Genomic DNA, 26,434 nt, shown 5'->3' on the forward strand with positions numbered 1-26,434 from the left:
TCGAATTATTCACGTTCCAACATGCTCAATTTTTCCTTAATCATCCTGCTGAGAGAGTCGGTGTCAACCTTTCCCCTGTACTCTCTCATTATTGTTCCCATGAGGAAGCTGAATGCATCTGCGCCTTTTCCCCTTATGATCTCTCGTTTATCCTCGATTATGCTGTCAATTATAGATGAAATTTCAGCTTCAGATAGAATTGAAAGTCCTAAAGCATCGACGGCTTCTGAAGGCTTCAAGTCGACATGCTTTGTCAACCATCTCAGAATCTCAGGAATTGATTCCTTAGAGACCCTCTTCGCATCAACAAGTTTGAAGAGCTCAATTAATTGGGCATCGTTCAGCTGCTCGATTTCAGCACCTTCTCTCTTAAGCGCCTTAAGGGTTTCAGTGAGGGTTGCAGCTACAACTGTCGGAGCGATGCGTGTCTCCTTCATTATCTTTTCAAAGAGGTCCCCATAGGGCGAGTCTTGAAGCTGACGAGCAAGTTTCTCATTTAACCCATAGTCTCTCATTAGCCGTCTTATTCTTTCCTCGGGCAATTCGGGAAGATTCATCCTTATTCTCTCAACATATTCGGCTGCTATCTCTATAGGTGGGACATCAGTCTCAGGGTACATCCGAGCTGCTCCTGGTCTAGGCCGCATGTACCTTGTTGTCCCATCTGGATTGGCGGCTCGAGTTTCCTCCGGGACACCTTTTATTGCCTCTCTTGCCCTTTCAATCACAGCCCCTAAAGCGTCGACCGCATTTTCTTTAGAATCAGCAACTATGACCACAGCGTCATCAATCTCGGCGTTCAAGAGTCTCCTGACCTCGGCGACTTCCTTTTCGGTCAGTCCATACTTCTGAAATTCGTCGCTGTGCAATATGCCTGCTACTCGACCCCAGAAGCGCGCCCTATCAGCCATCTCTGTTCCAAGCCTCACTCCCGGAATAAGTTCAAGTCCCAACAGTCCCGAAAATTTAGGTAACTTCACGGCTAGGACATGCTTACCTTGATCTATTGCCCTGCCAATCAGTCGGCAACCTGTTCCTTTGAAGGCGGAAGTAACATCTATGATCTCCTCATTTATTGTAGACTCGCTGAGACCCCTCGCCCTAAGTTCATCTCTAATTTTTAAGAGGTTTAGCTGGCGCTGTACTTCATATTCAACTACTTTCGATATTAGCTCCAGCTCCTGTACTCCCTTGATTTCAACTAATGCTCCCTCTGAAATCGAGATGTTCAGGTCTTGCCGAATTGTTCCGATGCCTCTCTTAACCTTTCCTGTAGCCCTTAAGATCCTTCCAATGGATAGAGCTACCTTCTGAGCTTCTTCTGGCGTTGTTATCACTGGGCCGGTTGCAACCTCGATAAGCGGGATGCATAGCCTGTCAATGCGGTATCTTACGGTTAAGCCTTCATCGCTAATCTTCCTTGCCGCATCTTCTTCTAGGCTTATATGCTCTATCGGTACCCTTTTTCCTTCGACTTCGACTGAACCGTTAAGAGCTATGACACATGTCCGCTGAAACCCTGTCGTGTTTGAACCGTCAATCACGATTTTCCGCATGACATGTACCTCATCTACGGGCTTTGCATTCATCATCAACGCTATCGAAAGTGCTATGTCAAGCGCCTCCCTATTCAACTCGTGCGGGGGTTCTTCATCCATCTCGACAAGGCAGGCTGCCTTCCTATTCGATTCGTAAAGTATTCTAACTTCTTTCTTGAACTCAAAATAGGCGGCAGGATCGACTTGACCCATTTCGCTCTGAGTAGGCCTGAGTCTCCTCATAAAGACTGTCTCCGGTTCCTCTTTAAACAGTGAAGGTTTGCAGGCGCAGAAAAGTTTCTCCTCTGTGTCGAGTTGCTGATGGCATTCGAGCCCGACTTTAAGGCCTATTCTAGTATACTCTATACTCACAATGCACCCTCCTATATGCGGGACAAAATATGCGGCTGGATCGACTCAATACTTCTTGGGGAGATTTCATTAGCTATATTCGCTTTAAGGAGAGACCTCACTTCGTCCTGATTCTTCGTCTGGCCGAGTATCCACATTAACTTGACCAGCGCGGTCTCAGGAAGCATATCCTCTAAAGGTATGACGCCGGCGGTCAGCAGGTCTCTTCCATTCGAGTATACGTTCATGTTTACCCTTCCCCATATACATTGAGATGTCATAGCGATGATGACGCCGTCCTTCAACGCGTTTCTTATAGATTCGAAGCATTCCCGTCTAATATGTCCTAGACCTGTTCCTTCTAGAATTATCCCTAGATAGCCCTCCTCTACATGCCAGTCTATGACCTTCGGATTCATTCCAGGATAAAACTTAATCAATGCGACTTTTTCATCAAAATCTGGCTTTAGCACTAAGATTCTGCTCTTGTCCCTTTCTCTGAAATTCTCTGTTAGCATTTCAATTCCCCTATTCTCCAGGATTCTGGCGAGTGGCTCTCCATTAACGGTTTTGAATGCATCTCTTCTACTAGTGTGGCATTTTCTAACCTTTGTACCTCTATGCAATAATACTGAGTCGTCGGAGATTGTCTCATGCATTGCGACAGCGACTTCCGCGAAGGGAGCTTGCGAAGCAGCTAGAACCGCCCCTATCATGTTAGTCGCAGCATCTGAGCTTGGTCTATCCTCCGATCTCTGAGCGCCGACGAGGATGACTGGTACAGGCAGATTCTGTAGTGCAAAGCTTAGAGCAGCTGCGGTATAACCCATTGCGTCTGTGCCATGAGTTATGACAACTCCGTCCACTCCTTTACTTATATAATCAGCAACCTTCTTTGCCATACCACTCCAGTGAGCAGGTGTCAGATCCTCACTGAATACGTTAAAAAGGATATCAGTCTCAATGGCGGCTATTTCTGAGAGTTCGGGGATGATGCTATAAAGATCGCTGGCAGATATTGCTGGTCTAACCGCTCCAGTTCTATAATCGACGCGGCTTGCTATAGTCCCCCCAGTTCCAATTATGGCCACTCTAGGAAGATCTGGTCTTTGTGGTGGTGGCGGCGGCGGAGAGAACGAGGGCCTTGATTCTACGCCTATCTTCTCTATCCTGGTTGCAGGAGTAATTTTTATCCCTATGTTATATCCCGATTTGATCTTGATGACAATATGCTTGTCATCTCCGTATTCCGACCTTGGAATCAGTATTCCTTCAAAAGAAGTATCTTCCCTCAAGATCCGCACTCTGTCCCCGATCTTTACTTTAGATTCCTTCAGCAGCCTGAGCGCTTCTCCTCGATATCCAGGGAGTTCCCAGTCCAACTTTACATTACTTCCAAAGATTTTTTTCTTAGAACTTAAGATCTCATGCACATTAATAAAGGTGAGGGAATGGGATTGCTAATCCGCAAATAAGCTGACCGTGTATAATCTTAAATATGATAACAAAAAAGGAGATCATTTTTGGTATGAAGTGTTAGAAATTTCAACTACAGAATCTTCATTAATCGTTAGGTCATAAGATCTTATAGACCCTATCCATTTCTCTAACTCTATTCTCCACCTTGAGTCCTATGCTTTGTCCGGCATAAGCCTTAGTGACGTTTCTATGCTCTATCTGCATTGAAGAGACGGTTTGCTCGAAATTTGTGGTAGATCCTTGAATTAGAATCTTGTCGCCGACGGAAAGGGTATCGGTCAACTCCACAACTGCAACCCCTATCTTCGTGAAGTAATGTGTTACCCTACCAATCTCTTTTAATTTCCTTTCAGACATGCCAAACCACCTGTACATGAAATGAATAGTACACTTTGCTTAAATGATTTTTCTATTTAAAACGAAATTTATGATTCGCCTGAGAGCTAGGCGCCTACTCTATGAGGATACAGCGCGGTACATTATGCATTTTCAGAAGTTTGCCAGAAGCTGCAGATTACGATAGTATTCAATGTATTGATGCCCGAGATCGGTTGTTTTGAATCTTTCTTCCTTGTCTCTTTCCCTTTTGATGAGACCCTTTTCCTCAAGCCTCTCTAGATACTGCTTAAGAAGGGAGTGATTCAAATTCGCGCCATAGACTATCTGCGTCTTTCTCGCGCCAGCGCTGGCGATACGCAGAATTTCAACTGTTATCTCTATACAGTTTCTTCTTTCCATTCGACACGTCTCCAAATACCTCTTAAGTTTATACACCCATCAATCTAAACCTTTCCTTGACTAGCCCTCGTATAAGCGAGGCCGCCAGGCTTGTGTTGAAACAGATTCCATCAGTCATCTTAGGAGCCTTCCCTCTAAAGCGTTCGTCACCTAATCAAAAAATCCAATATTTAAAGTTAATCTGACAAAAATGGAAATCATTTTCCTAACATGGAAAATTTTTCCATTCTTTTCCAATAATTGGAAAATCCATATTATGAGATGGCTGCACCTCTAACCTTGAAACTTACCAAAAACCTTAATATTTTTCCGGACCGTTTAATCCGAGATAGGCGGGGGTGTCCGAGTGGTCAAAGGAGGCAGGCTTAGGAATACGCTGCAGAGGAAAAATAATCCATCCGAAAAGGAAAGTGATTAATTGATGTATAAAGAAGGTTTCTCTAGGCAGCTTTTAAGATACCTGCTGGCGTAGGCCTGCGCGGGTTCGAACCCCGCCCCCCGCACCTTGCATATACTTTTGCCGCATCAAATCGATATAGGCGTGATCTTAGCAAAAGACCGCTCAGTTATTTAAATATGGAAACTTTTCAGTCGGCTGTTTCCCATTTTCGCGTAAAAAGAAAGTTTTACAATAAAAAGTTTTATAAATTGATAATACATGTAAAAAATATACGTGGCAAATATGTCTGAGGAAGTAGAATTAAAGAGTGGCTTAACACCGAAGGCGGTGGTTACCGGCGTAGTCCTTGTTGCTTTGCTTGCCGCTTGGAGCACACTCTTCACGTATACATATCCGATGAACACATACCTTCAGCCCTATCTGCCAGCCGACCGTGTGAACATGTCGATCTACTGGATGTTCTGGGCTGGAGCGCTCTTCACGTTCTTCTGCCCGCTGCTTGTCTTCGTTCTCCTTCCGGAGAAGATGAGGTTCACTCGGCAAGAGCTTTCGGTAATCTTCGCAATGGTTATCGTTGTTTATCCCTTGACCGTCAAGACGGGTAACATGATGGCACTTCCATCAATAGCATTATCAGGAGCGCCATGGCTTGACGGAGATTATCCGGAAAGAAACTTCTGGATAATGCCGTGGCACTGTCCGGCATGGAAGAGACTTCCTGACGGAACATGGGAATACCAGTACGTTAATGGGGGCCCTGTAGGGAGACCGCTTAACGTAGCCGTACCAGTCAGGTGGGACTTATACTTCCCAGGTTACGTGTTCGGTTTCTTCGAATTAGGTCTATTACTCATAATGGGGTTCTGTGTTGCAGCCCTCATCCGCAAGCAGTACATCGAGGTTGAAGCTCTGCCGTTCCCAAATGCTGCTGCAGCCACATGCCTAATTAATGAGGCTACAACGCTGCCTGAGGGTAAAGCAGGCTTCTTAGGAACTAAACCTAAACTTCTAAGCAATAAGTGGCTATGGATCGGCTTCTTAGTCGCTCAAGGCCTTATGATCCCAGCGTGGCTTGGACTAATCTTGCCGCGCATGGGGATCAGCGCAACAGCATACCAGTTCTATGCAACATCGGCGAACCAGATCATACCCTACATTCCAGTTAGGATAGTTTTCACGGCACCTTGGATCCTAGGCTTAGGTCTTCTCTTGCCACTTGACGTGCTCATAAGCCATCAGATCACATGGATAGTATTCGTCGTGATAATAGCGAATCTTCAATGGATAGTCGGCTTTTATGGGCCTCCGCCAGCAACCGCGACAATGTTCTGGTACATCAGGCAAGTTGAACAAAACCTCCTCATAAGGGTCAGCCCAGGCGGTCAGGGCCTAAATGCATGGGCGGTCGGTATCCTCATAGTGGGAGCCATATACCCGATGTGGGTTCACAGAAGACATGTGAAGTCAGTGATAATGTCAATATTCAAGCCTCAGCCAGAGCTTGAGAGAGGCGACATAAAATACAGATGGTACTGGCTCGGGCTGATACTCAGCTTCATAGGATATGTACTCTTGTTCGCGATACCTGAATACAGAGGATACAATATACGTCCATTCCTATGGATTACGGCCCTATTCCTGATATTCACATTGATAATGTGGCTAGGAGAGGCAAGGCTCAGAGCTGAGACAGGTGCAGTCGGAGGATTCGTCAGCTACGTCGTCCTATACTACTTCTCGCCGCGATTCTGGGGGCCGAGAGCTCTGATGGCACAGTTGATGGGCTACCCTGACGTTGCAGGTAACGCCTCTGGACGCAACATGATATACTACTGGACGTTCCAGTCAACACATGGAATGTTCTGCAACCAGAATAGTCCAATTGGAATACCAATAGCGAATATGCTGGAAGGATTCAAAGTCGGACATGAAGCTAAGGTGAGACCAGTAGATCTGCTAATAGCGGCTATTATAGGCATCGTCGTAGCATACTGGGTCTGCAACCCATTATGGAGCTGGCTGCTTTGCACCGCTAACTGGCAGGGACAGCAAGGATTGGCGGAAGAGCACATCCGACATGATTGGCACACGTCATACACTGCCTCTCGAGGGGCGCCCATAGGATGGAGAGGCTACTGGTACATGGGCTACGGAGACCCATGGCCAGACGTGACAAACATAACATACCAATACATCATCGGCGGTGCCGTCGGATTAATATGCTTCATACTTAGAGCGAAGTTCCCAGCCTTCATCTACAACCCATGGACAATCGTACTATGGGGAGTATGTAGAGGAAACATCCATGACGCATGGTTCTTCTTCCTCGTGGCATTGATCGTCAAATTCATAGTCATTAGGGTGTGGGGAGTTACATTCTACGAGAAGAGCTTAGTCCCGCTCTCTGTAGGTCTAATAGTCGGCGGCGCGCTGATATTCCCAATAAACGAGATCATCTACTGGTTCACTGGAAGAATCGTGGCAACATAACCTCCATATCCCCCTTTTTATATGCTCACATTTTTGGGAGAAGCATGAAAAAGACTCCGCTTCCGGTCAAGTTACTTAGAGACTATGTGAGAGATTGGATCGAAACTAGAGAAGGAATAGTTATCCATCCTAAGGATGAAATGTTGGAGGAGCTGCTGCTGAGGCCGCACTACGTCTTCTTTCTCGGTGAACAGATTGGATGGGAGTTCATAGCCATGGTGAGGATTCCATTTCGGGAAACTGACACAGAATCCATAAAATTTTTAGAGCATCTAAGGAATGTGAGATGCAAGTTGACTTGGCATGGAATTGTCCGAAAAATTCCTGTCTTCCAAATGATAGAACCTACGGAACATGATGAAGCGGGCTCCACCATCCCTTACCATGACCTTCCATCGTTTCTCAATCGTAGCGAGGAACTAAAAATGTCTGTAAAAGACGCAAAATTCAGTGAGATGATGATCTCCCTCCTGGGCGGCACGAAGTTCCTAGGATCTGATGAGACTAGGCGTGTCGCGATGGGTCCATATTGGCTTGTAGAGGCTGTGAAAACTTTTATGTTTCCAATTGAAGGGCTCAGCCGTAAAAAATGCAGAAGAGACTTCATTAAGGCTTATGACGCGATCTCAGAAACCTCCAGAGCCTTAAATAACTACTTCTTAGCAAAGTTGGCGGACAAGTTCTCTGAAGACTAAAAAAGTGTTTGAGAAGAGTGGAAAGAAAGTCTTATATTTTAATGCGAATCGATAATGATTTGGAGAGTAAGAAGCGGATGAAGGCGGGAAAGATTATTGCCTTAACACTTTTTCTCTCAATTCTTGTATTAACTGGCCTAAATGTAGTATGGTCGGTAAGCGGATATGAACCTAGAGTGATTCCGAAAATCAACTACCTACCCATAGTTGAGAGGGCGAACAGAGATTATGAAGAAGTTAAAACCATTGTTAAGACGTTATCTTCCCTGGGAACTCGCTACACAACCTCTCAGGGATACATCATTGCCAGAGATTACATTCTAGACTGGTTTAATAAGTATCTAACCAATGTCACAGTTCACAAATATAATTTGACAGTTCTGGTTGACTACGGAGGAAATTTGACTCTAGAAGATGGAACATTCTTCAAGGCATACCCATTGATGCCGAACGTAGTGGTTCCGGTAATCGCAGAGAATGTCTCAGGACCGTTGGTATACGTTGGAACCGGAGAGCTAAATGAGCTGGACGGCAATCCAATCCAAGGGTCAATTGTTATTATGGACTTTAACAGCGGTCTAAATTGGATAGAAGTAGCCAAGCTAGGAGCAAAAGCTGTAATATTCATAGAACCCGCGACAACGAATCGAGAGCAGGCATTAGAGAAGAGGCTTGAAAGGCTTGCATTCAAGTTCCCCAGATTCTACATTAAAAGAGAAGACGCTTCTAAGATTCTGTTGGCTCTTGCGCAAAGCAAAAAGCTTGGAAAGCCGCTAATAGGGACTCTGAACGGGCTTACAAAATGGGAGATGAGAACCGCAGAGAACATAATAGGCTTTGTTAGGGGCACAAAATATCCGAACAATTGGGTTGTAATAGGTGCGTACTACGACTCGCTTTCCGTCGTGCCAAGCATATCCCCAGGAGCATCGGAATCTGTAAGCATGGCCATCCTTTTGACGCTTGCAAAGTATTACAGCGAAAAACCGCCAGACTACACAGTTATGTTCGTAGCATTTTCAGGCCATCACCAAGGGATATGGGGAGCAAGAGAATTTGTGGCTGATTACGTCTATGGACCAGTATATCCTAAGGATTCTCCGCATTATAGGGCGGAAAGCATCGCAAAATATGTGGTTGCAGGGTTCGGAATAAGCATAATCCCGGACACTCCACTCCTTTATCCAACCCCAAGCGGAGGTTTCTACATACAACCAGAAGAAGAGAAGATGCCGGGAGATGGCATAAACTACATTATAGACACTTATAGGCTGCTTATGGAGCAGACTGGGAAAGATTATGGTCTTGAACCGCATGGCACAGGAGGAAGTCAATCAATATCATTTGCCATCTCAGCAGCTGACACCTATCCCGTGCAGAGTCCAAATTATATGAGGTGGGTTGACATGGAGGCACTTCTTGCGCCTAACAGTCCAAGGTGCCCCGGATACTTATTTATGACTTCAAGATGCTTTGATTGGTTCTACTATACGCCTACGGATACATACGAGGCCATAGAGCCTTTGCTTCCCAATGTCAAGGAGCAGATGGAACTTCTTTATTCCTGGCTCCACACATTTCTACATACAGATTATCTTACTAAAATCCCTGCTAACAATCCGCAGCAGCACTGGGGCCTATACTGCGATATCGGGACAGAAGGGTTAGTCTCAAACCATCAGACATACATGAGAAACTACTTCCAAGCAGTGATGTATGATGAAACCACAGGTTGGTATGTCAATGTCGCGCCAAAAGAGAACCAGCAGCTACTTTTAGTAGTTCATACGGCTAGTCATGGAACATATGAGGGTTTAATACTCTATAGGGATCGGATAGCCTTTGTAACCTTAGCAAACGAGTCAGGTGTTGCTGAGATCATCGGCGAGATTGGCAGCGAGCACTTAGATAGGTCTTGGCAGCACCACGAAATGTTCAACATGTATCTCTTAGATTCAAAGGGTAATGTTCTTATGGCAAGAGATCTCGGACAATACAATCTTCCACAAACAATATATTGGCATCTCACAGGGGCTGTATGTCGAGGTCAAAGCAACTTCAACCTCAGGCGTGTTGTTCTATTTCCATGCGCGGCTTTCGTCCTCTTCGATTATATTGAGCCAGACTATCTAGACCTTTCATATCTATCCTTTGTCATGAGCGTCAGATACTTCATCGGCCACACACCGATCATCCACCATAATTTGCCGAGGGTCGAAGCCTCGGAGAGGCTCTATTATGACCTAGGTCCGAACATCGCTATGGCATACGTGGAACCCAACGTGCCATTAGAATTTATTATATACTCCCCATACGCAGCCAACAGACCATACGCAATCTTCACAAACGCGACAAAGGATAATCGTGAAGGTTACGGATACACCCTCAGGCAGGGTGAGCAATTCATAATAAGCATATACGATTACGCTAGGGACCTATTCTATATCAATGAAGAGAGGATTATGAGGGTGGCCGAGCCGGCCAAAATATCTGGAATCTACACGGAACTGCATGCCAAGTCACGTATCCTTCTTGAAGAGATGAGAGCCGCCTTAAAGAGTTACAATTACAGTGTTGCGTATGTCAAGGCGGTTGAAGCTTGGAAGAATGAAATTGAAGCATATGCCTCGCTAAGGAGCACACTAGAGGACACAATCTTTACTGTCCCATTCTTCTGCGCCCTGATAATACCGTTCGTATTCTTGGCGGAAAGATTATTCCTCCATTACTCCGGGTATAAGAGGTTGGGCGCAATTGTCGCCATCTATGCAGGGCTAGTAGCAATATTTTCTATAATGCATCCAGGTTTCACGATAGCGTCCTCAGCAATGATGGTTCTAGTTAGCTTTGCAATATTGGCTCTGGTAATACCTATCCTCTTCATAATAGGTAGCCAGACAAACACACTGTTGAACGCGATAAGACGAAGAGAGCTCGGGATGCACGTCGCGGAGATAGGGCGTATGTCCTTCGCAACCACAGCATTCTCGACTGGAATAGAAAACATGAGGAAGACAAGGTTCAGAACGGCTCTCACACTGATCTCAATCTTGATACTAAGCTTAGCATTAGTTCTGTTCACATCTGTCGCTGGCGTTCAGATGGTCAGGAAGACAGAGCAGTCCCCGAAGTATACTCCGCCATTCGAAGGAATAGTCGTCATGAGAGAAAACTTCGGGGAGACCCTAGAGGGGTTCAGGTATGGCATTGGCATAAGAGCCATTCAATACCTCAAGGCTAAATATGGGTCAGAAGCCATAATTGCCCCTAGAATCTGGTTTATAGCAACGCATCCAAGCCGAGTATCATGCGGTTTGATCGTATGCAGATTGCCCCAAGAGAAGGAGCCATCAGGCAAACCCACTCTAATCAGGGGCATAACCCTATTAACGCCTGAAGAAGCAAAGCTTACAGGTGTGGCCCAAGCCTTAGTCGGAAACAACAGCGACTGGTTTAATGAGCAGGACCTCTATGCATGTATTCTACCCGATATTATTGCTGAACGTTTAGGAATCCCGAAAGACCTTTCCCCAGAGAGGGGCAAGTACAAGATAAACCTATGTGGCTTGGTACTCAGTGTAGTCGGAATAGTTGAAGACGGCTTCTTCGATGCGATAGTTGACTTAACTGGCTTCGCCCTGACACCAATCGATAGAAGGGTGTCAGTTTCGCCGCCAGCACAGCTGTTTACAAGCGAGACGATAATATTGCCGGCGAAGCTAGCTCCTTACTTGAGACAGCATTGGAGGAACTCTGAGATAGTTGAGGGGGTTATGACGAGCAGCGTTGCACTCAAGTTTCTGAACAGGAGCGCAAATATAGATAAGGCTGGCGAAATCTTCAGCATGTTCAGAGGCTCGACATCGCAGGTCTGGGTGTACCAAGACAAGAATCTATACACGCTGACGGTATCCGTTTCTGTTAAGAGTACAGGTATGGCTGAGCAGAGCATCGCGCTTGTCCTCGTAGGACTAACAATATTCAACCTTATGCTGGGAAGCGTACATGAGAGGAAAAGAGACCTATTTATCTATAGCTCCGTTGGTCTAAGCCCCATTCACATATCAATAATGTTCATAGCGGAGGCGGCCGTATACGCGGTTGTCGGAAGCCTCATCGGTTATGTGGTGGCGATGACTGTTGGACGGGCTGCTGTTACGTTGGGTCTCCAATTGGGCTTCATGAACTACGCTTCAGGATGGGTGGCAGGAGCAATAGGAGTCTCACTCCTTGCAACAATCTTGTCAACCTTGTATCCAACAATATCCGCTGCGAGAATGATCACACCCTCATTGGAAAGGAGATGGAGGATACCTACGAAGCCTGTTGGAGACGAATGGTCAATACCGCTTCCCTTCTTCCCAGCGGATGAGAGAGAAGCGGCGGGCATACTAAACTTCATTAAAGAATACTTTGAGCATCATATGAGCCCAGTCGCGCCAGAGTTCTCTGTCTCATCCCTAAATATAATGGAAACCCGCGTTGAAGGTTTCCCAGCACTAATCCTTGATGCTGAAACGAGGATAGTACCATATGAGCAAGGGATAAGACAGAGGACAAAGATACAGCTGATCAACAGATCGGGGAAATGGAACATCGTAATACATCTGACGAGGCTTACGGGAACTTCGAAGGCATGGGCTGACCATAATAGAGCGTTCCTCACAAAGGTTAGAGAACAATTCCTATTGTGGAGAGGTCTTCCGCCAGAAGAAAGGCGGAAGTACTTGAAAGAGGAAAAGAAATAGGTGAGGTGGGATGGAAAAATCTGGCAGCTCCGAAAAACTCCTGAGAAGCGGGCTTACACCAGTCACAGTGATAGCTCTGCTCTACGCAATCTTCGTATTTCAACCAGCCATGGTCTGGCTGTCGCTGACTACGGGTGGAGGGCTAGGCGCCATAAGCTGGATAACAGTAATAATATTTGCGGAGATAATGAGGCTCTCTGGAAAACCCATAAGCAAACAAGAGGCAACAATCATATTCCTCCTCGCGGCCGTTGGGGGAAGCATGGCTGGAACACCCTTCTTCATAAACATGATTTACAGGGCCTATTATGCCCAGTCGCCCATCGCTAAACTATTCGGAATTGCGGATGAGATACCGAGATGGTGGGCTTCAACAAGTATTGAGGCGTGGCAGAGGAGAACTTTTCTACACCCAAGCTGGACGCAGCCAATCATCATCGGGATAATCATGCTAATTCTGGGGGAAGCCGTAAACCTGAGCATGGGCCTCATCACCCGAGAGATATATATCAGATCGATGAAGCTACCCTTCCCAATGCAGGAGGTTTCAGCAGTGGGAATCGCCACTATCGTCGAGCCGGAACAGGAGAAGAGAACAATCTTCCTGATCGGAAGCCTATTCGGAATTATATATGGATTCATACTTTATGGTCCACCCATACTGAATCAGCTACTCACAGGCGTCCCCAGCAGCGCACCTATACCATGGGCTGACATGAACGAAATCATCCAGACAGGCATACCTGGAGCAAGCTTCGGAATAGCGACAAGCTTACTGACCCTTATAGGCGGATTTATATTGCCGTTCAGCACGGTTGTGAGCATTCTTGCAGGATCAGTCGCATTGTACATGATTGCCAATCCGCTGCTCGTCAGCCTCCGTCTAACAGGGTTCGCGGAAGAATACTTCTATGGTATGAGCATAGCTGACATCATGTATAGGACGAACCTTCATGCGTGGGCGGGACCTTTAGTTGGCGTTGCCTTGGGAGCAGCTGTGATCCCGCTGCTACAAGCCAGAAAGGCAATAGCCGCGGGTTTCAGATCGCTGTCGAAGATAGAGAAAGGCGGTCTCAGTGTCACATCTCTACCAGTTCTACTTGCAATATGGCTAGGCTCCTCAGTCGCCTCGGTCGCCATAACCTACATGCTAATACCAGCAGGGATAATCTATCTCCTAGTAATGCTCGGATTCTCGGTTGGCTGGTCATTCATTTGGACGATGATCAACGCGTATTCCCTAGGTGTAACCGGCCTCCAGATAGGAGAGCCCCGGCAGGTCATACCAATATTTAAGTACTCATATATCTCGACCGGGTTCTATCAGGGCAAAGACATATGGTTCATGGATCCGATTATAGGCACAGGGGGAGCCGGATGGTGCGGAACATTTAAGGTCTGCGAATTAAACGACACGGATCCTATAAGCCTAATAAAAGTCTTCCTATTAGTGCTGCCGATAGTTACGGTAATGGGCTTCGTTTACGTTCAGAACTTCTGGTCAATAGCGCCTATCCCCTCCGTGATGTATCAATATACTGCCATATACTGGCCGATATCGGCAACGAACGACTCACTCTGGATAGCAGGCAGAATGTTCACCGCATTTGATCCCATATGGGTTGCTGGAGCATTCGCGTTGACTCTTGCAGGCGGAATCATAATTGCGGTGCTGAAAATACCCGCAAGCATAATAGGGCTGGCTGTCGGAGTAAACACTGCAATACCCTATGCAGTAACAATATTCCTCGGAGGAATAATAGGAAGATTTATCGAGTGGAGAATTGGAAGGGACTGGTGGAGACGAAACAGAATGGTTCTAAGTGCAGGCCTCTCACTCGGAGAATCCACATCAATCATAATCGTAAGCGTAATAGGGATGATCACGCGGTCCCTCTGGGTAATGCCATATTAGAATAGACTTCTCCCATCATGCATGACGCGGTCCTAATCCCTTGGCCATTAGAAATCCTCCTCTTTTTCCTCCCCCTGTAAAGAAGAGTAGATGAGATAGGCTAAGACGATGAGATCAAGCAGGTAGATGAGAAGTAGGTTGAGAAAAACGTCTAAGCCGTAGATAGAGATTGCCTTTCCAAAATCGACTAAGATATTAATTATGATGGCGAAGGCGGCTATGACACGTCCAATCGGCCATGAAAGAAATATGATTATGCCTGAGACAACATAGATTATGCATATTGACAATGGAATAAGCGGGTCGAAAGGAGGGCGGAAGAAGACTCCAAGATCAAAGTTTACCATATACAGCTGGATGGTGACCCTGAACAATCCAAATAGCAGCATGAAAAGCCCCGAAAGGACTACCCCTAAAGATAATTCTCTAGCCATTATAACCAGCCCGGCAACCTGAAAGATTTTACATAAAACTTTATTTAACAATTATGCAAAGGCTATTCTCTCCATTACTAATCCGTAACCAACGTCAATATTTATATCAAAATTAAAATTTTGGGAACACTTAAATATGGAGTAACGAAAAAAGATATGAAAAGATATGTCGCGCGGACAGATTACGCCGGTACTGCTCGCCGCCCTGATGTTCGCAACCCTGCGAATATATGTCTGCGAAGCTCAGATCGAACCTATCATATATGGAAGGGTGAGGGATGCTGTTACCGGTCAGCCAATTATTGGAGCGACAGTAATCATTTGGAATCTGAATCGCAATATGAGAGAGGTTTACCAAACCAGCGTTAATGGAGAATACGTGATATCAGGTTCAATCCTATTATGGAATGATCAGTACCTGGTCTATGCGTTTCGTGGGAACCTTACAGATGGAAGATTGGATTACGTTCCTGGAATGTATGAATTCAAGCTTGCCTACGGCGAAGTTTCAAAGAATGTTTCAATGCAGCTGCTGCCAGGCGCATCTATAACAATAGATGGAAGCTTCTACTCGCCTGAATCTTCATCTCTTGGAGAACGATATTTAGTAACAGTAAATCCTGAACTAGGCTACCTCCCCCAAACAGAGACGAGATATCTGAGAGAGTATGGAGACTCGTCCTATGCAAGGCTACTCGGCATCAGCCGGCGAGTAGTTGTCGTACCAGCTAATATACCCATAAAATTGGTGGTTGAGACAGCATTTCTTATTGAAGAGTATAGGATGGATTATGGAGTTGTATATAAGACCTACAGCTTCCGAACTGAGAGGTTGACGCTTGACGATTTTGGAAGACCATTCAACCTCACACAGGCCCAGCAAATCTCCCTCAATCTATCAGAGTACTCGCTGAGACATGGCATGAATATGCTTAACAACAGAATATCCGAGGTCTCCTCAAGCCTGGACGAGGCTCAGAGAATAGGGTTTGTAGTCTTCGAGGATAGGTCGAAACTTGCTGAAGCTGAATCTAGGCTCACCGAGGCTGGAAAATATCTTGAAAGGAAAAACTATACAGAATGCTGGGTAGTGCTCAGCGATATCCTAACAAGGACGAAGCTCATCACATTAAATCTAAATAACATGAAAACTGTCAGTATAACAAGCGCGGTCTACATGCCAGCAATCCTTGCAATATTCAGCGTTATCCTAGCCTTCTTCTTCTTTGAGAACGAGAAGAGGAAGCTTATCTCAAGCATCATGATCTATACCGCCTTCCTAGGCATTTTCTACATCATATACCCTGGGGCGCATCTCATAATGGATCTGAATAGGATATTATTCATAGAATCCGCTGTAATCTCAGTTGCGGCGACATTGCTTGTCGTCTTCGGGGTTCCAAAGATATGGAAGGAAAGGCAGATTGAAGGTGAAGTGTCACTGAAGAGCGCAGTCTCAATCCTCTTCTCGATGGGGAAGAGGCAGATAAGACGAAAGAAACTTAGAGGATTCTTCACGATACTCTCCACCGTCATCCTCGTTCTGGCATTCGTTTCTCTAACATCCTTCGGAACAGTCTTCGACATAGTTGCAGAGAACATAAACGTTAACCCAGGTGCAAATGGGATACTTGTAAAACGGCTTCAGAATGCGACTTCAATATTATCAAGCCCGCTTCCCATCAGTGACATGGAGATAATATCTGGGCTCTATAGCGCAATGACGCTCTCACCTAGATTTGAGAGTTCCCCAAGCATGAACCCCATAGCTCAAATCATCAACCCCGCAAATAACAAGGATTTACCAATATATGGGATTGAGGGGGTGTCGCTTGCAGATGATCCTGTGATGAAAATTAGAACAGGCCTAATAAGCATGGGAAGACCCTTCAATGAGAGCGTGGCCGACGAAATAATTGTCAGCAGCACGGCAGCCTCGATCCTGGGACTAGGATTAAACCAGACAGTCTACCTAAGCATAGCAGGTGTATCGGGCTTTATTGGCAACTTCACAGTTGTGGGCATATTCTCTGACTCTGTATATGCAGGTATCATTGACCTTGACGGGCAATCCTTCGGGCCGATAAGGCTTCTTCCCGACGGAACCCCAAGAGTTTGCAACGCTACCGAGGTTATACTCATGCATTGGAAGACGGCTAACATGCTCCAGGAGAAGATTAATGAAATCGCGGGAAAGGGAGCGCCTCAAATTGCAGTGATTCATGAGATAATCTTCCAGCCATCTGCCACAGTTAAAATTCAGGATATGATAAAAACCCTAATATACTCCTTCCATTACGATGTCTTCATCTCATCGAATAATATTATAACACATTATTTCATAGGGTCCTTTTACGAGATAAAAGGAGCCGCTGAGCTAATAATCCCTCTAGCGATGGTAATCCTCAATATAGGCACGGTTATGCTTAACGCTGTGTATGAGAGGCGTGGGGAGCTTAGAGTACTCTCAATGCTAGGTCTCAATCCGGCTCATATAAGGTTCATGTTCTTGGCGGAAGCCATAATAGTAGGCATGGTTGGAGGTGGAGTTGGATACCTCTTCGGGCTGGGCTTCTATCGGATCGCAACCTTCTTCGGGCAAACATTAATGGTGAGGGAGAAGCTAGAATGGTGGTGGAGCGCGATAGGCTTCGCGGTTGCAATGATTGCATCCGTCATCTCAGCGATTAGACCAGCAATCCTTGCTGTTAGGCTATATACGCCATCAATGGTCCGCAAATTCAAGCTCAGCGAGCAGGAGCAGAGAACACGCAGAGAGGAGATATTCAAGGTTTATCAGGCCAAGGAGGTAAGCATGCCCGTTAAGATCCTCCCAAGCGAGCTGCCATTCTTCTGCGGCCTCGTACTCAATAGGCTTGAAGAGATGAAGACGGGGGCAATGGAGAGGGTTGAGGAGGTTAAGGAGATACCGGAAATAGAGAATGTGAAGGGTGAACTTGTAAAGGCGATTAACTTCAACTACTACTTTACTATCTCGGGAACAAGAAGAGGCACAAATAACGAGCTGATATGCATCAAGAGTCCCGGGGAAGATTATTATCGTGTAAGGCTAAAATCGAAACCAGCCGCTCCAGGCATGCCTGAAGACTCAATAGACAGAACAATAGATTTCGTCCACTCCCTCTGTATTGAGTGGAGCAAGAACAAGAAGAGGATAATCGGCGGCTAAACCTAAAATTTATTCTCAAAACATTCGGATAGATTCTCCAACATCAAACTGGGATGTAGGCCGGGCGGAAACAGACTTTCACTAACTGTTGTCTCCTAAACCATAATTATGATAGGAGGGAGGCTTGCAATTCATAAAATAAAGCAACGTCAGAGTTTAGGGGCGGAAGGGTTGCCGGGACCGAAATGCTTCAAGATCACAAGGTTCTCCACTCTACTCTGATTGGAGATCTCAACACCCTCTTTAGCAGCTTCAACAGTGACGAAAAATTCGTCACTGGTAAGTTCTCCGTAACGAATCATGGTAGGTGATTCAGCATGAAATCCGCCGATTCTCCCATGCCCCTGAACAACTATCAAGCCGTAGGCTGCCTCGTCAATGATCTTCACGTTCCGACCCGGATATATGATGAGCTCTTTCGCGCTGAAATCCTCAGATCCATAGATTACCCACCGTTCTATATAACCATCATCTAAAGCGTCCTGCCCCCCACTCAAATTTCTCGGGATCAAATGATGATGCCTCTTAAACTCCGGATCTAAATTCGCATCCCAATCGATCATGTCTACCAGATAGTCTAAGTCGCCTTGGAGGTCTGGAGGGACGTCCTTAACCAGTAGTCTCCGCGGAACAGGCTTGCCCTCGAGCATAGACTGGTACATGGCGAAGACGTCTGAAGCCTTCTGCACCTCATATGTAACAAGTGTTCCAGGGGCGTGAAGTATCCCTGCCTGCACAAGCCAGCCTGTTCCTGGAACGAGCCTATAGGCTTGGGAATACGCTAGAATGCCATTGTCCCCATTCTCCCACCTCTCAAGGCAACGTTTAATATCATCCCTACTGGTTCCCGGAGCCAGCCCGAAAAATGTATAGGGGAATTTTCCCTCAACCATGTTCAATTGGGGCGGAAAATAGTAGGCCTCGGGCTTCGGCTCCCGGCCAACAATATGGGCATGTTCCTCCATCTGGTGTAGGTGAAGCGGGATTGGGCAGGCGTTATCGAAGAACTTGGTTAGAACCGTCCAACCGCCATACCTATGCATTACTTGTCTGCCTAGAATCCTGTCACCAAACTCGGCGATCAGATCGCTTAAGAGAACCTTCTCAATTCTCCCCTCATCCTCTATCACGGCGTAGCTTAAACCTTCATCTTCAGGCGCGCCTGGGTTGTCCGCCCTCACGGTTGAAGCCAGCCACCTCTCATCTATGCCGCCTCTCTCGACGCCTAGAGCATAAAGGTCATGGGGTGAAAGCCTAATTCTTCCACCTGGAACTAGAAAGTCTCTTGGAACCCATGCCGGGGCCAACCTTATAATCCCATGATCCACAGCGTCTGATATGCTTCTCCTCTTCAACCTAGACACTCCGGCTCAAAGCATACTGAGGATTGGCGGATCATCAATAAAAATTATTTGATAATTGATCGGGATTCTTCTTAATCAAGCAGCTATTGTCCGGCGTGGAACCCCTCCTTCTTCAAGGCCTCCCTCAGAGCCCTCAACAGTATCTGTACAGTCTCCTCATTCGCGTTTACACCCATCAAGCCTATCCGCCAAATCTTGCCTTTAAGTTTCCCAAGGCCTCCGCTTATCGTTATGTTGAACTCCTCGCGGAGAGTTCTGCGGACATTTTCGTCGGAAACCCCCTTTGGCACCTTAACCGACGTTATCACTGGACACCTATACCTCTCATCAGCGTGGAACTCAAGTCCAAGATCCTCAAGCCCCTCAACCAGGAGGCTCCAGCTCCTCCTATGCCGCTCCCACCTAACCTCCAGTCCCTCCTCATAGAGGAGCCTCAAAGCCTCTCTTAGAGCATAAACTAGGAGAATCGGCGCGGTGTGATGATACGCCCTATTATTCTTAACCCAGTATTCCTCGATGGTTGAGAGGTCAAGGTACCAGCTCTGAACCTTACTCTCCCTACCCCTAATCCTCTCCATCACCAGTTCATTAGCGGTGATGGGGGCCAGTCCGGGAGGGCAACCCAAACACTTCTGAGAGGCGGCATAGCAAATGTCTATCCCGAACCCGTCTACGTCGAGCTCGCATCCGCCTAGCGACGTCACAGCGTCGACGAGTAGAAGCGCACCGTACTCATGTGCAACCTTTGAGATCTCCTTTATCGGTTGGAGAACCCCGGTTGAAGTCTCAGCGTGAACGATAGTGACAACTTTCGCATCGGACTCGGACAGTGCAGATTCAACAGCCTCTTTACTCACAGCCTCCCCCCAATCCGCCTCGACCAGGATAGGGTTGCCGCCGCATCTCCTCACCATCTCCGCCATCCTCTCGCCGAAGAACCCGTTCACGCATACAACCACATCGTCGCCGCGTTGGACAGTGTTGCATATAGCGCTCTCCATTCCAGCTGAACCCGTCCCGGAGATCGGAAAGGTAATATAGTTTCTAGTGCGGAAGCAGTACCTAAGCAATTCAACAGTCTCGTCCATCACCCTCATGAAGAATGGATCAAGATGATCAACGATCGGCAAGGACAAAGCCTTCAGGACACAGGGGTCAACATTGCTCGGCCCAGCGCCCAAGAGAAGCCTGCTAGGCGGCCTCAGCTCACCATAAGTCCTCATGGCGAAATCGGATACCTCAGGCAACATCTTAACCCAAATAGCATAAACATTATGATATAAAGGCTTTACGCTCTATCACAACTCCGCAGGGCACGGTAAAACTTAAGTTACACATGCTCCACTCAAAAATATCGGCGGGGGTACCCGAGCCAGGTCTAAATAATGGGTCAGAAATCCCTGATCCCATAGGATAAGGGGGAGGACTTAAGATCCTCTGGCGTAGGCCTCCGTGGGTTCGAATCCCACCCCCCGCACCACGGATGAACCCCCTGCATTCTCATTCTCTTTTCCGGAAGAATTTGAGGCCGTCTTGCTCGCAGACGTATTCAAATCCAGCCTCTATTAAATCAGCTATTTCTTTAGGCGTCTTTGCCACTTTGCAGACGAAATCATCCTCGTTCTCATTTTTCGTCAGTTGTGTATAGATTAATGTGTTTTTTAGGCTTTTATGTCCAAGCGTTTTCATCACGTGTAGAATGTCTCTGGTCTTAGCGTATTCCATAGTGGCTTTCCAATGCCGTAGCGTGTGGAAGCTAATCTTCAGAAGCCTTGGGTTTGAAAGTTTATGTGCTAATCGTTTCCTATGCCTCCCGAATGTGCCTGCTATACTGTCCAAATCCTTATAGCGGCTGAAGACTCTTTCACGGTCTCTTGGAATCGTTCCCAGCATGCCGCGCCTGTCCTACGCAACCGAGCATACTCTTCAAGATCCTCCCAAGGCTCAACAAGGCTGACCAATCTTGTCACCTTAAACATTTGTTTGAGGAAAACTATAAGACGTTTCTGGCGCAGGCAAAGTACACTGTACCTTGCAAGCTTAGCTAATGCACAGTGTACTTTAAAGCGGCCTTCAAAGTACATATTAAAGGCGAGACTGTACTGTCGGGGCTGTGGGCGAAAAGGCTGAGCTAGCCCAGGTTGACTGGCGCGAATCTTCCGTCTGTTCCAGTTATTTCTAGTTGCGGTGAGGCTGGCTTATCTATGTAGTCTTTCTTGAATTCTGTGTAGTCTCCCCAGCCGTAGAAGCTGAACCATTCTCCGCGCAGGTGGAAGGCTGGCTCGCCGTGCCAGTGCATGCCGCTTGGGTATATTGCTCCGGCTACGCGTGCCTTCACTCCAAACGTGTACGCGACAAGCGTCGTGTATTCGGGAACAGTCTGTTCGCTCATGCTTGGAACTATGTTTGTTTTTGGCGTTTCCTGGTATGAGCCGCGCAGATAATAGGGGTACCCGATTATGAATGGTATTAGGTCGCTTTCTTTCATGATGCTGTCCAGGTTCTTCTGGTACTCTGCATTGCTATTGGGCCAGTTACGGGCAAGAGCATCTCCTTGTCCAAAAGCAAACCATATGGCGACCTTGTAAGGCGGCTCAGCCTCGCCGGAATTTGCGATGGGAGGGTCTGAGCGGAAGTAGTCGCTTGGCACTCCGCCGCCTCAACCCGAAAACCCAGCCCCCACGAAACCAAGCAACACTTTACCCAACAAAACCCTTATTTTTTACACCCAACACATAAACATGGAAGCCAAAGCAGAGATAACTGTTTGTATTTCAGCTTCCTCAACAAGCCTCTCCAGATCTAGGCTGCCTAATGCAACCGCCAAGGCAGCTCTAACCGTCAACCAGTAAAGAGGGGCTCTGAATCCTGCCCTTGTCTCCTGCCATCTCAAGATATCTCTTGCTTGTTAGAGACTAATTCTGCGGTAGACCACAGAGTACTTTACGCGGCTAAACTGCCTCTGCGCCCTAACCCGTTTAGTTACCTCATAAGCCGTGAGAGGCGCCTCTTCTGCAAGAACCTTAAAGATGGCCCTGTTCAGCCTCGCCTCCCTACCCATGAAGACTGGAAGCCTTAAGCCGCCTGGCTTTGGCATGGACTTGCAACCTGCCCTGAGAAGATCACCCATTCAAGTGGCGCTAAGAGGATTCCTTTGGTGGCGAGTTGTATGCTTCTTCTTAAATGGGTGATGAAGCACCCTAAGGGAAGGGATCCATCTGCCCCATTGTAGATTTCGTTAAGCAACAACTCAAACGTGAAAGGATGAGCTACCATTATTTTAGAGAGCTTGTCAGGAGCTTATTGAAAGGGCTGGAATGAAGAAGAATGTTTGGCCAACACTTTTCTTCGATATATGGCTAATTGTGCCGAAAACCGCAGCGGAAGAACCAAACACGAATTAACTCATCAAGACAATAGTTGAGAAGAGTGGAACCGCACTGCTAACAGACGAAGAGTGGGAAGACCTCAACCCATAATGGAAAAGCTGAAGGGAAAACTGGAAGTCTATTAGAAGTGCCAATCTCCTTCTCGAATACAACCTTGAAGGTGAGCATTGGGAAAATACCTGGTAAACAAGATGTATGGTTACCTCCTTATCGAGGCACGTAACTTCACGAATATCCATGCTTCCCAGTTATGCCTTGGACATAGCATATTGCTATGAGAATGCCGATGATAGGCAGGTGCGTGGCGAAACCTATAATTGCGTGTACTGTTCAACAATGGCTGATGTGGAGCGTTGGTTATGGATAAGTTCGCCGTGGTAATGGAGAATGTTGTCAAGCGTTTTGAAGATGTTGTCGCTGTGGATGGTGTAAGTCTTAAGGTTTTTCGGGGTGAACTTTTCGGCTTACTCGGCCCTAATGGGGCTGGAAAAACCACGACTGTGAATATGCTTTGCGGCCTTTTAAAGCCTACAAGCGGCTTCGTTTCGGTGGGCGGCTATGACGTGCAGAGGGAAAATGCCGAAGTTAAAGAGCTTATAGGCGTTTGCCCTCAAGAGACTGCCGTTTACCCATATTTGACTGGTGTGGAGAATGTGGAGCTTTTTGGAAACCTATACGCCTTAGACAAGGAAATGCTTAGAAGTAGACGGGAGATGCTTCTTGAAAGATTAGGGTTAATTCAAGACGTCCATAGAAAGGTTGAAAAATACAGCGGCGGAATGAAAAGGCGGCTGAGCATTATTCTGGCTTTAATCCACAATCCCCAAATCATATTCTTAGACGAACCCACCGTGGGCATGGACCCCCAATCTCGCCGCGCCGTCTGGGATTTCATGCGGGAACTGAAAAGGGAAGGCAAAACCATTTTCCTAACAACTCACTACATGGAGGAGGCGGAATCCCTCTGCGACCGTGTAGGCATAATTGACCGTGGAAGGCTTATAGCCCTTGATACGCCGAAAAACCTGATTTCCAAGCACGATGTTGGCAACCTCGAAGAAGTTTTCATAAAATTGACTGGGCGAAGGATAAGGGAGGAAATCTAATGAATTTTCAAAGAATAAACGCCCTAATAAAAAAGGAATTGAAGAAAACCTTTCGGGAACCAGCCGTCCTATTCATGATTTTCCTATTCCCATTAGTTTTCGTCTTAACTTTCGGAGCGGCTTTCGGCGGTTTAGGCAGCTCCCAGCCAACCTACAACATTGGCGCCGTCAACATGGATTCCGGCGGCCTATCGCAAAAATTCATTGAAGCATTGTCAAACACCCCGCTTTTGCAAATGCACATTTACGCTGACAACCAGACAGCCCAAGACGACCTGTCTCAAGGGAAAATTCAAGCCGCCATAATCATTCCAGCCGATTTCAGCCAAAGCCTCGCCTCCTATTACGCTGCGCCAAACAATCCAAGTGGCTGGGTGAACACCACGATTTTACTCTATTTGGATAAGGGTTCAGTTGTTGCCACGCAGGCGGTGCCGCCCATAGTCCAAAACGTTTTAGCCACGTTTCTAGGTCAGCAGGCGGCTCCAAGCCCCGTCAACGTGCAAATTGCCTCCCTAATTGAGGCTAAGGGGGTTTCAGCCTTCGAGTTTATGGCGCCCGGCATGTTCACTTTCGCCTCAATATTTCTCATAATGATGGTTGCCCAGTCCTTCACACAAGACCGCGAAAACGGCATGCTGAAAAGGATTAGGACAACGCCTATAACGCCAGCCGAGTTTATGACCAGCCAAACATTGTCCTATATGCTTATAGCCCTAATCCAGGCAGTGCTGGTTTTTGCTGCAACCTATCTGATGGGCTTTAGGCCAGCCGTCAGCTTTTACGCCTACCTTCTCGCATTCATCTTCGTTCTACTTTTCTCATTGTCTAACGTGGGCTTCGGCCTAATCACGGCGACCGTTTCAAAAACGTCCGGAGCAGCTACTGGAATATCCTTCCTCTTCGTGCTTCCTCAACTTTTCCTCGGAACCTTTGTTGGCGCCTCGCTTTCGTCTAATGCGCAAACTCTCAGTCGATTCGTGCCAAGCTATTACGTCACAGACGCCTTAACATCCCTTTTCCTCAGAGGCGCCTCCACCACAAGCCCAACAATAATCTTAGACCTGGTAACGGTAACACTATCATGCGTTGCCATCTTAGCCATAGGCATAATTCTCTATGCAAAACACTTCAAAATATAGAGGGGAAAGGGTGGAGAAAACAAAACACATCCTAAATCCGTGATTCATAAAGATATCGAAAATAAAAAGAATTTCACTGTTATTTTCGATCCCCCCTCCTAGGTGTTTATATACTCTGCTAGCTTTGGCTCAAATTCATGTTTTTATTCTTCAAACGTTTGCGGAAGCCGGGCGTGTGCCTGCGGCGGCCTTGGAAAGAGCGGGTTTGTGAGGGATGTCGAGTGTGGCAATAGCTTTATAAATCATTCTTGATATTGCTAATGATATCAAATAAGATTTCAGTTGTGTCTTGGAGGCGTATCTGGTTGTTTGAGGTTTCAAGACCTTCAAGGCGTTGGTTAAGATACGTGGCCAGTGTTCCAAGAGGTTTCTTGCGATATCAAGTTCTAAGGTTGTTGAAGGAGAAGCCGATGTCGGGTTCCGAGATAATGGAGGAGATTGAGAGGCAGACTGAGGGAAGATGGAAACCTGGTCCAGGTTCAGTCTACCCGCTTCTTGCATGGCTCCAAGATAAAGGCTACACGAGAAAATTGCATGAAGAAGGGGATGGAATCAAGAGGTATATACTCACTGAGAAGGGTGAAGAATTCCTGAGGGAACAGATGAAGCTTAGAGAAATTTTGCAGGAAAGGATGGATTTTTTGGCGCCATTGATATTCGTAGGATTCTGGCCTGAACACCTGCAGGAGCTCAGAGAACCTGTTAGAAGACTTATTCGATCACTACTCGTTCTCAGGCGGACGCTGCAAGAAAACCCTGATAGACAATCAGTACAGGAGATCAAGGATTTCCTGAACGTGGCATCCGAAGAGATTGAGAGATTAAGTAAGAAGGTCGGTCAAAAATAGCCGTAGCATAGGAGCATAGAGACAACATGTTTAAACGTGAAGCAGAAGTTCGAAGGAGACTTATGGAGATAGTGGAGAGATTCCGTGAAAAAGGTGCCATTAGCCCTGAGAAGGCGTTGTCCGCGCAGGAGTTGGGGTTACCGCCATACTTTGAGTTGGCTATGAGACGGCGGCTCGGTCGGCTGGGAATCTTTGTTGAGGTTGACGGTAAATATTATCTGGATGAGAGTAGGCTTAGCCAATTAGAAGAACAATATTTCAAAAGGGGACATAGAAGCGACCAAGCTGGATGGAAGAGAAATAAGATGCGCGGCTGGCCTCGTTATCTCCGTCTTATCCTCATGCTGCCAATTGGCCTAATTGTTTCATTAGCAATTTTTTGTCTTCTGTATCTCAGCGGAGTCAGATTATTCCCTGGAGAATTCCTAATTATCGTAACTATTGCGACGATCATTATGACTGTCGTTAGAATTATCTTCTGGAGGTCTAGAAGGAGATATTGGAGTGGGAGATGGTGAAGAAACATGTACCAGCCTGTTGCTCTTAGACGCATCCCGCATGGAGATGATGAAAATGTCTCGGGGAACCTGTGAATTTGCTAATGAGA

21 protein-coding genes and 2 tRNA genes are annotated in these 26,434 nt (G+C 46.6%); 11 read left to right on the top strand and 12 right to left on the bottom strand.

Features of this window, described 5'->3' with window-relative positions; genetic code table 11:
- Nucleotides 1-5: 5 nt before the first annotated feature.
- From gatE to NZ952_05200, 4 genes are all read right to left on the bottom strand, one after another.
- A complete protein-coding gene (gene gatE / locus NZ952_05185; protein MCS7120580.1) occupies nucleotides 6-1,910 on the bottom strand; it encodes a Glu-tRNA(Gln) amidotransferase subunit GatE in 1,905 nt (634 codons plus the stop codon).
- Nucleotides 1,911-1,921: 11 nt separating this feature from the next.
- Nucleotides 1,922-3,271, bottom strand: coding sequence for a Glu-tRNA(Gln) amidotransferase subunit GatD (gene gatD / locus NZ952_05190; protein ID MCS7120581.1), 1,350 nt, complete (start codon nucleotides 3,269-3,271; stop codon nucleotides 1,922-1,924).
- Between the two features lie 193 nt (nucleotides 3,272-3,464).
- On the bottom strand, nucleotides 3,465-3,725 hold the full coding sequence (locus NZ952_05195) for a translation elongation factor-like protein (protein MCS7120582.1): 261 nt from the start codon (nucleotides 3,723-3,725) through the stop codon (nucleotides 3,465-3,467).
- 132 nt (nucleotides 3,726-3,857) lie between these two features.
- Nucleotides 3,858-4,106, bottom strand: coding sequence for a winged helix-turn-helix domain-containing protein (locus tag NZ952_05200; GenBank protein MCS7120583.1), 249 nt, complete (start codon nucleotides 4,104-4,106; stop codon nucleotides 3,858-3,860).
- 332 nt (nucleotides 4,107-4,438) lie between these two features.
- On the opposite strand from NZ952_05200, the gene NZ952_05205 reads away from it, so the two are divergent.
- The 5 genes from NZ952_05205 (at nucleotide 4,439) to NZ952_05225 (ending at nucleotide 14,354) form a co-directional block, all read left to right on the top strand.
- Nucleotides 4,439-4,609 (top strand) — tRNA-Leu (locus NZ952_05205).
- A gap of 179 nt (nucleotides 4,610-4,788) precedes the next feature.
- Nucleotides 4,789-6,996, top strand: coding sequence for a hypothetical protein (locus NZ952_05210; protein MCS7120584.1), 2,208 nt, complete (start codon nucleotides 4,789-4,791; stop codon nucleotides 6,994-6,996).
- A gap of 44 nt (nucleotides 6,997-7,040) precedes the next feature.
- Nucleotides 7,041-7,691, top strand: coding sequence for a hypothetical protein (locus NZ952_05215; GenBank protein ID MCS7120585.1), 651 nt, complete (start codon nucleotides 7,041-7,043; stop codon nucleotides 7,689-7,691).
- A gap of 77 nt (nucleotides 7,692-7,768) precedes the next feature.
- A complete protein-coding gene (locus NZ952_05220) occupies nucleotides 7,769-12,439 on the top strand; it encodes a M28 family peptidase (GenBank protein MCS7120586.1) in 4,671 nt (1,556 codons plus the stop codon).
- A 10-nt stretch (nucleotides 12,440-12,449) separates the two neighbouring features.
- Nucleotides 12,450-14,354: an OPT/YSL family transporter gene (locus NZ952_05225; protein MCS7120587.1), complete on the top strand. Its 1,905-nt coding sequence runs from the start codon at nucleotides 12,450-12,452 to the stop codon at nucleotides 14,352-14,354.
- A 47-nt stretch (nucleotides 14,355-14,401) separates the two neighbouring features.
- Here NZ952_05225 and NZ952_05230 read toward each other — a convergent pair whose 3' ends face one another.
- Nucleotides 14,402-14,788 (bottom strand): hypothetical protein, encoded by a 387-nt coding sequence (locus NZ952_05230; GenBank protein MCS7120588.1) that lies wholly within the window; start codon nucleotides 14,786-14,788, stop codon nucleotides 14,402-14,404.
- 166 nt (nucleotides 14,789-14,954) lie between these two features.
- On the opposite strand from NZ952_05230, the gene NZ952_05235 reads away from it, so the two are divergent.
- Entirely contained in the window at nucleotides 14,955-17,978 is a 3,024-nt protein-coding gene (locus NZ952_05235) for a hypothetical protein (GenBank protein ID MCS7120589.1), read from the top strand.
- 149 nt (nucleotides 17,979-18,127) lie between these two features.
- Here NZ952_05235 and NZ952_05240 read toward each other — a convergent pair whose 3' ends face one another.
- Both NZ952_05240 and NZ952_05245 read right to left on the bottom strand, forming a co-directional pair.
- Entirely contained in the window at nucleotides 18,128-19,342 is a 1,215-nt protein-coding gene (locus NZ952_05240; protein MCS7120590.1) for a hypothetical protein, read from the bottom strand.
- An 83-nt stretch (nucleotides 19,343-19,425) separates the two neighbouring features.
- Nucleotides 19,426-20,565: an alanine--glyoxylate aminotransferase family protein gene (locus NZ952_05245; GenBank protein ID MCS7120591.1), complete on the bottom strand. Its 1,140-nt coding sequence runs from the start codon at nucleotides 20,563-20,565 to the stop codon at nucleotides 19,426-19,428.
- A 134-nt stretch (nucleotides 20,566-20,699) separates the two neighbouring features.
- Here NZ952_05245 and NZ952_05250 point away from each other — a divergent pair.
- Nucleotides 20,700-20,822: transfer RNA gene (locus NZ952_05250), tRNA-Leu, on the top strand.
- Nucleotides 20,823-20,842: 20 nt separating this feature from the next.
- On the opposite strand, the gene NZ952_05255 is transcribed toward NZ952_05250, so the two are convergent.
- From NZ952_05255 to NZ952_05275, 5 genes are all read right to left on the bottom strand, one after another.
- Nucleotides 20,843-21,232: a tyrosine-type recombinase/integrase gene (locus tag NZ952_05255; protein MCS7120592.1), complete on the bottom strand. Its 390-nt coding sequence runs from the start codon at nucleotides 21,230-21,232 to the stop codon at nucleotides 20,843-20,845.
- Nucleotides 21,169-21,303: a hypothetical protein gene (locus NZ952_05260; GenBank protein MCS7120593.1), complete on the bottom strand. Its 135-nt coding sequence runs from the start codon at nucleotides 21,301-21,303 to the stop codon at nucleotides 21,169-21,171. The genes NZ952_05255 and NZ952_05260 overlap by 64 nt, the downstream gene beginning before the upstream one ends.
- Before the next feature lie 170 nt (nucleotides 21,304-21,473).
- Complete coding sequence (locus NZ952_05265; protein ID MCS7120594.1) at nucleotides 21,474-21,992, bottom strand: hypothetical protein; 519 nt, start codon at nucleotides 21,990-21,992, stop codon at nucleotides 21,474-21,476.
- 72 nt (nucleotides 21,993-22,064) lie between these two features.
- A complete protein-coding gene (locus NZ952_05270) occupies nucleotides 22,065-22,235 on the bottom strand; it encodes a hypothetical protein (GenBank protein ID MCS7120595.1) in 171 nt (56 codons plus the stop codon).
- 15 nt (nucleotides 22,236-22,250) lie between these two features.
- The gene (locus NZ952_05275; protein ID MCS7120596.1) at nucleotides 22,251-22,472 is read right to left on the bottom strand and encodes a hypothetical protein; all 222 of its coding nucleotides are present in this window, start codon (nucleotides 22,470-22,472) and stop codon (nucleotides 22,251-22,253) included.
- Between the two features lie 618 nt (nucleotides 22,473-23,090).
- Here NZ952_05275 and NZ952_05280 point away from each other — a divergent pair.
- The 4 genes from NZ952_05280 to NZ952_05295 all read left to right on the top strand — a co-directional run bounded on the left by NZ952_05280 (nucleotide 23,091) and on the right by NZ952_05295 (nucleotide 26,345).
- Nucleotides 23,091-23,837: an ABC transporter ATP-binding protein gene (locus NZ952_05280; protein ID MCS7120597.1), complete on the top strand. Its 747-nt coding sequence runs from the start codon at nucleotides 23,091-23,093 to the stop codon at nucleotides 23,835-23,837.
- Complete coding sequence (locus NZ952_05285) at nucleotides 23,837-24,979, top strand: ABC transporter permease (GenBank protein ID MCS7120598.1); 1,143 nt, start codon at nucleotides 23,837-23,839, stop codon at nucleotides 24,977-24,979. Before NZ952_05280 ends, NZ952_05285 begins: the two co-directional genes overlap by 1 nt.
- A gap of 305 nt (nucleotides 24,980-25,284) precedes the next feature.
- The gene (locus NZ952_05290; GenBank protein ID MCS7120599.1) at nucleotides 25,285-25,827 is read left to right on the top strand and encodes a PadR family transcriptional regulator; all 543 of its coding nucleotides are present in this window, start codon (nucleotides 25,285-25,287) and stop codon (nucleotides 25,825-25,827) included.
- A 26-nt stretch (nucleotides 25,828-25,853) separates the two neighbouring features.
- On the top strand, nucleotides 25,854-26,345 hold the full coding sequence (locus tag NZ952_05295) for a hypothetical protein (GenBank protein ID MCS7120600.1): 492 nt from the start codon (nucleotides 25,854-25,856) through the stop codon (nucleotides 26,343-26,345).
- Nucleotides 26,346-26,434 lie beyond the last annotated feature (89 nt).

This window comes from Candidatus Bathyarchaeota archaeon (assembly GCA_025059045.1).
Classification (GTDB): domain Archaea; phylum Thermoproteota; class Bathyarchaeia; order Bathyarchaeales; family DTEX01; genus JANXEA01.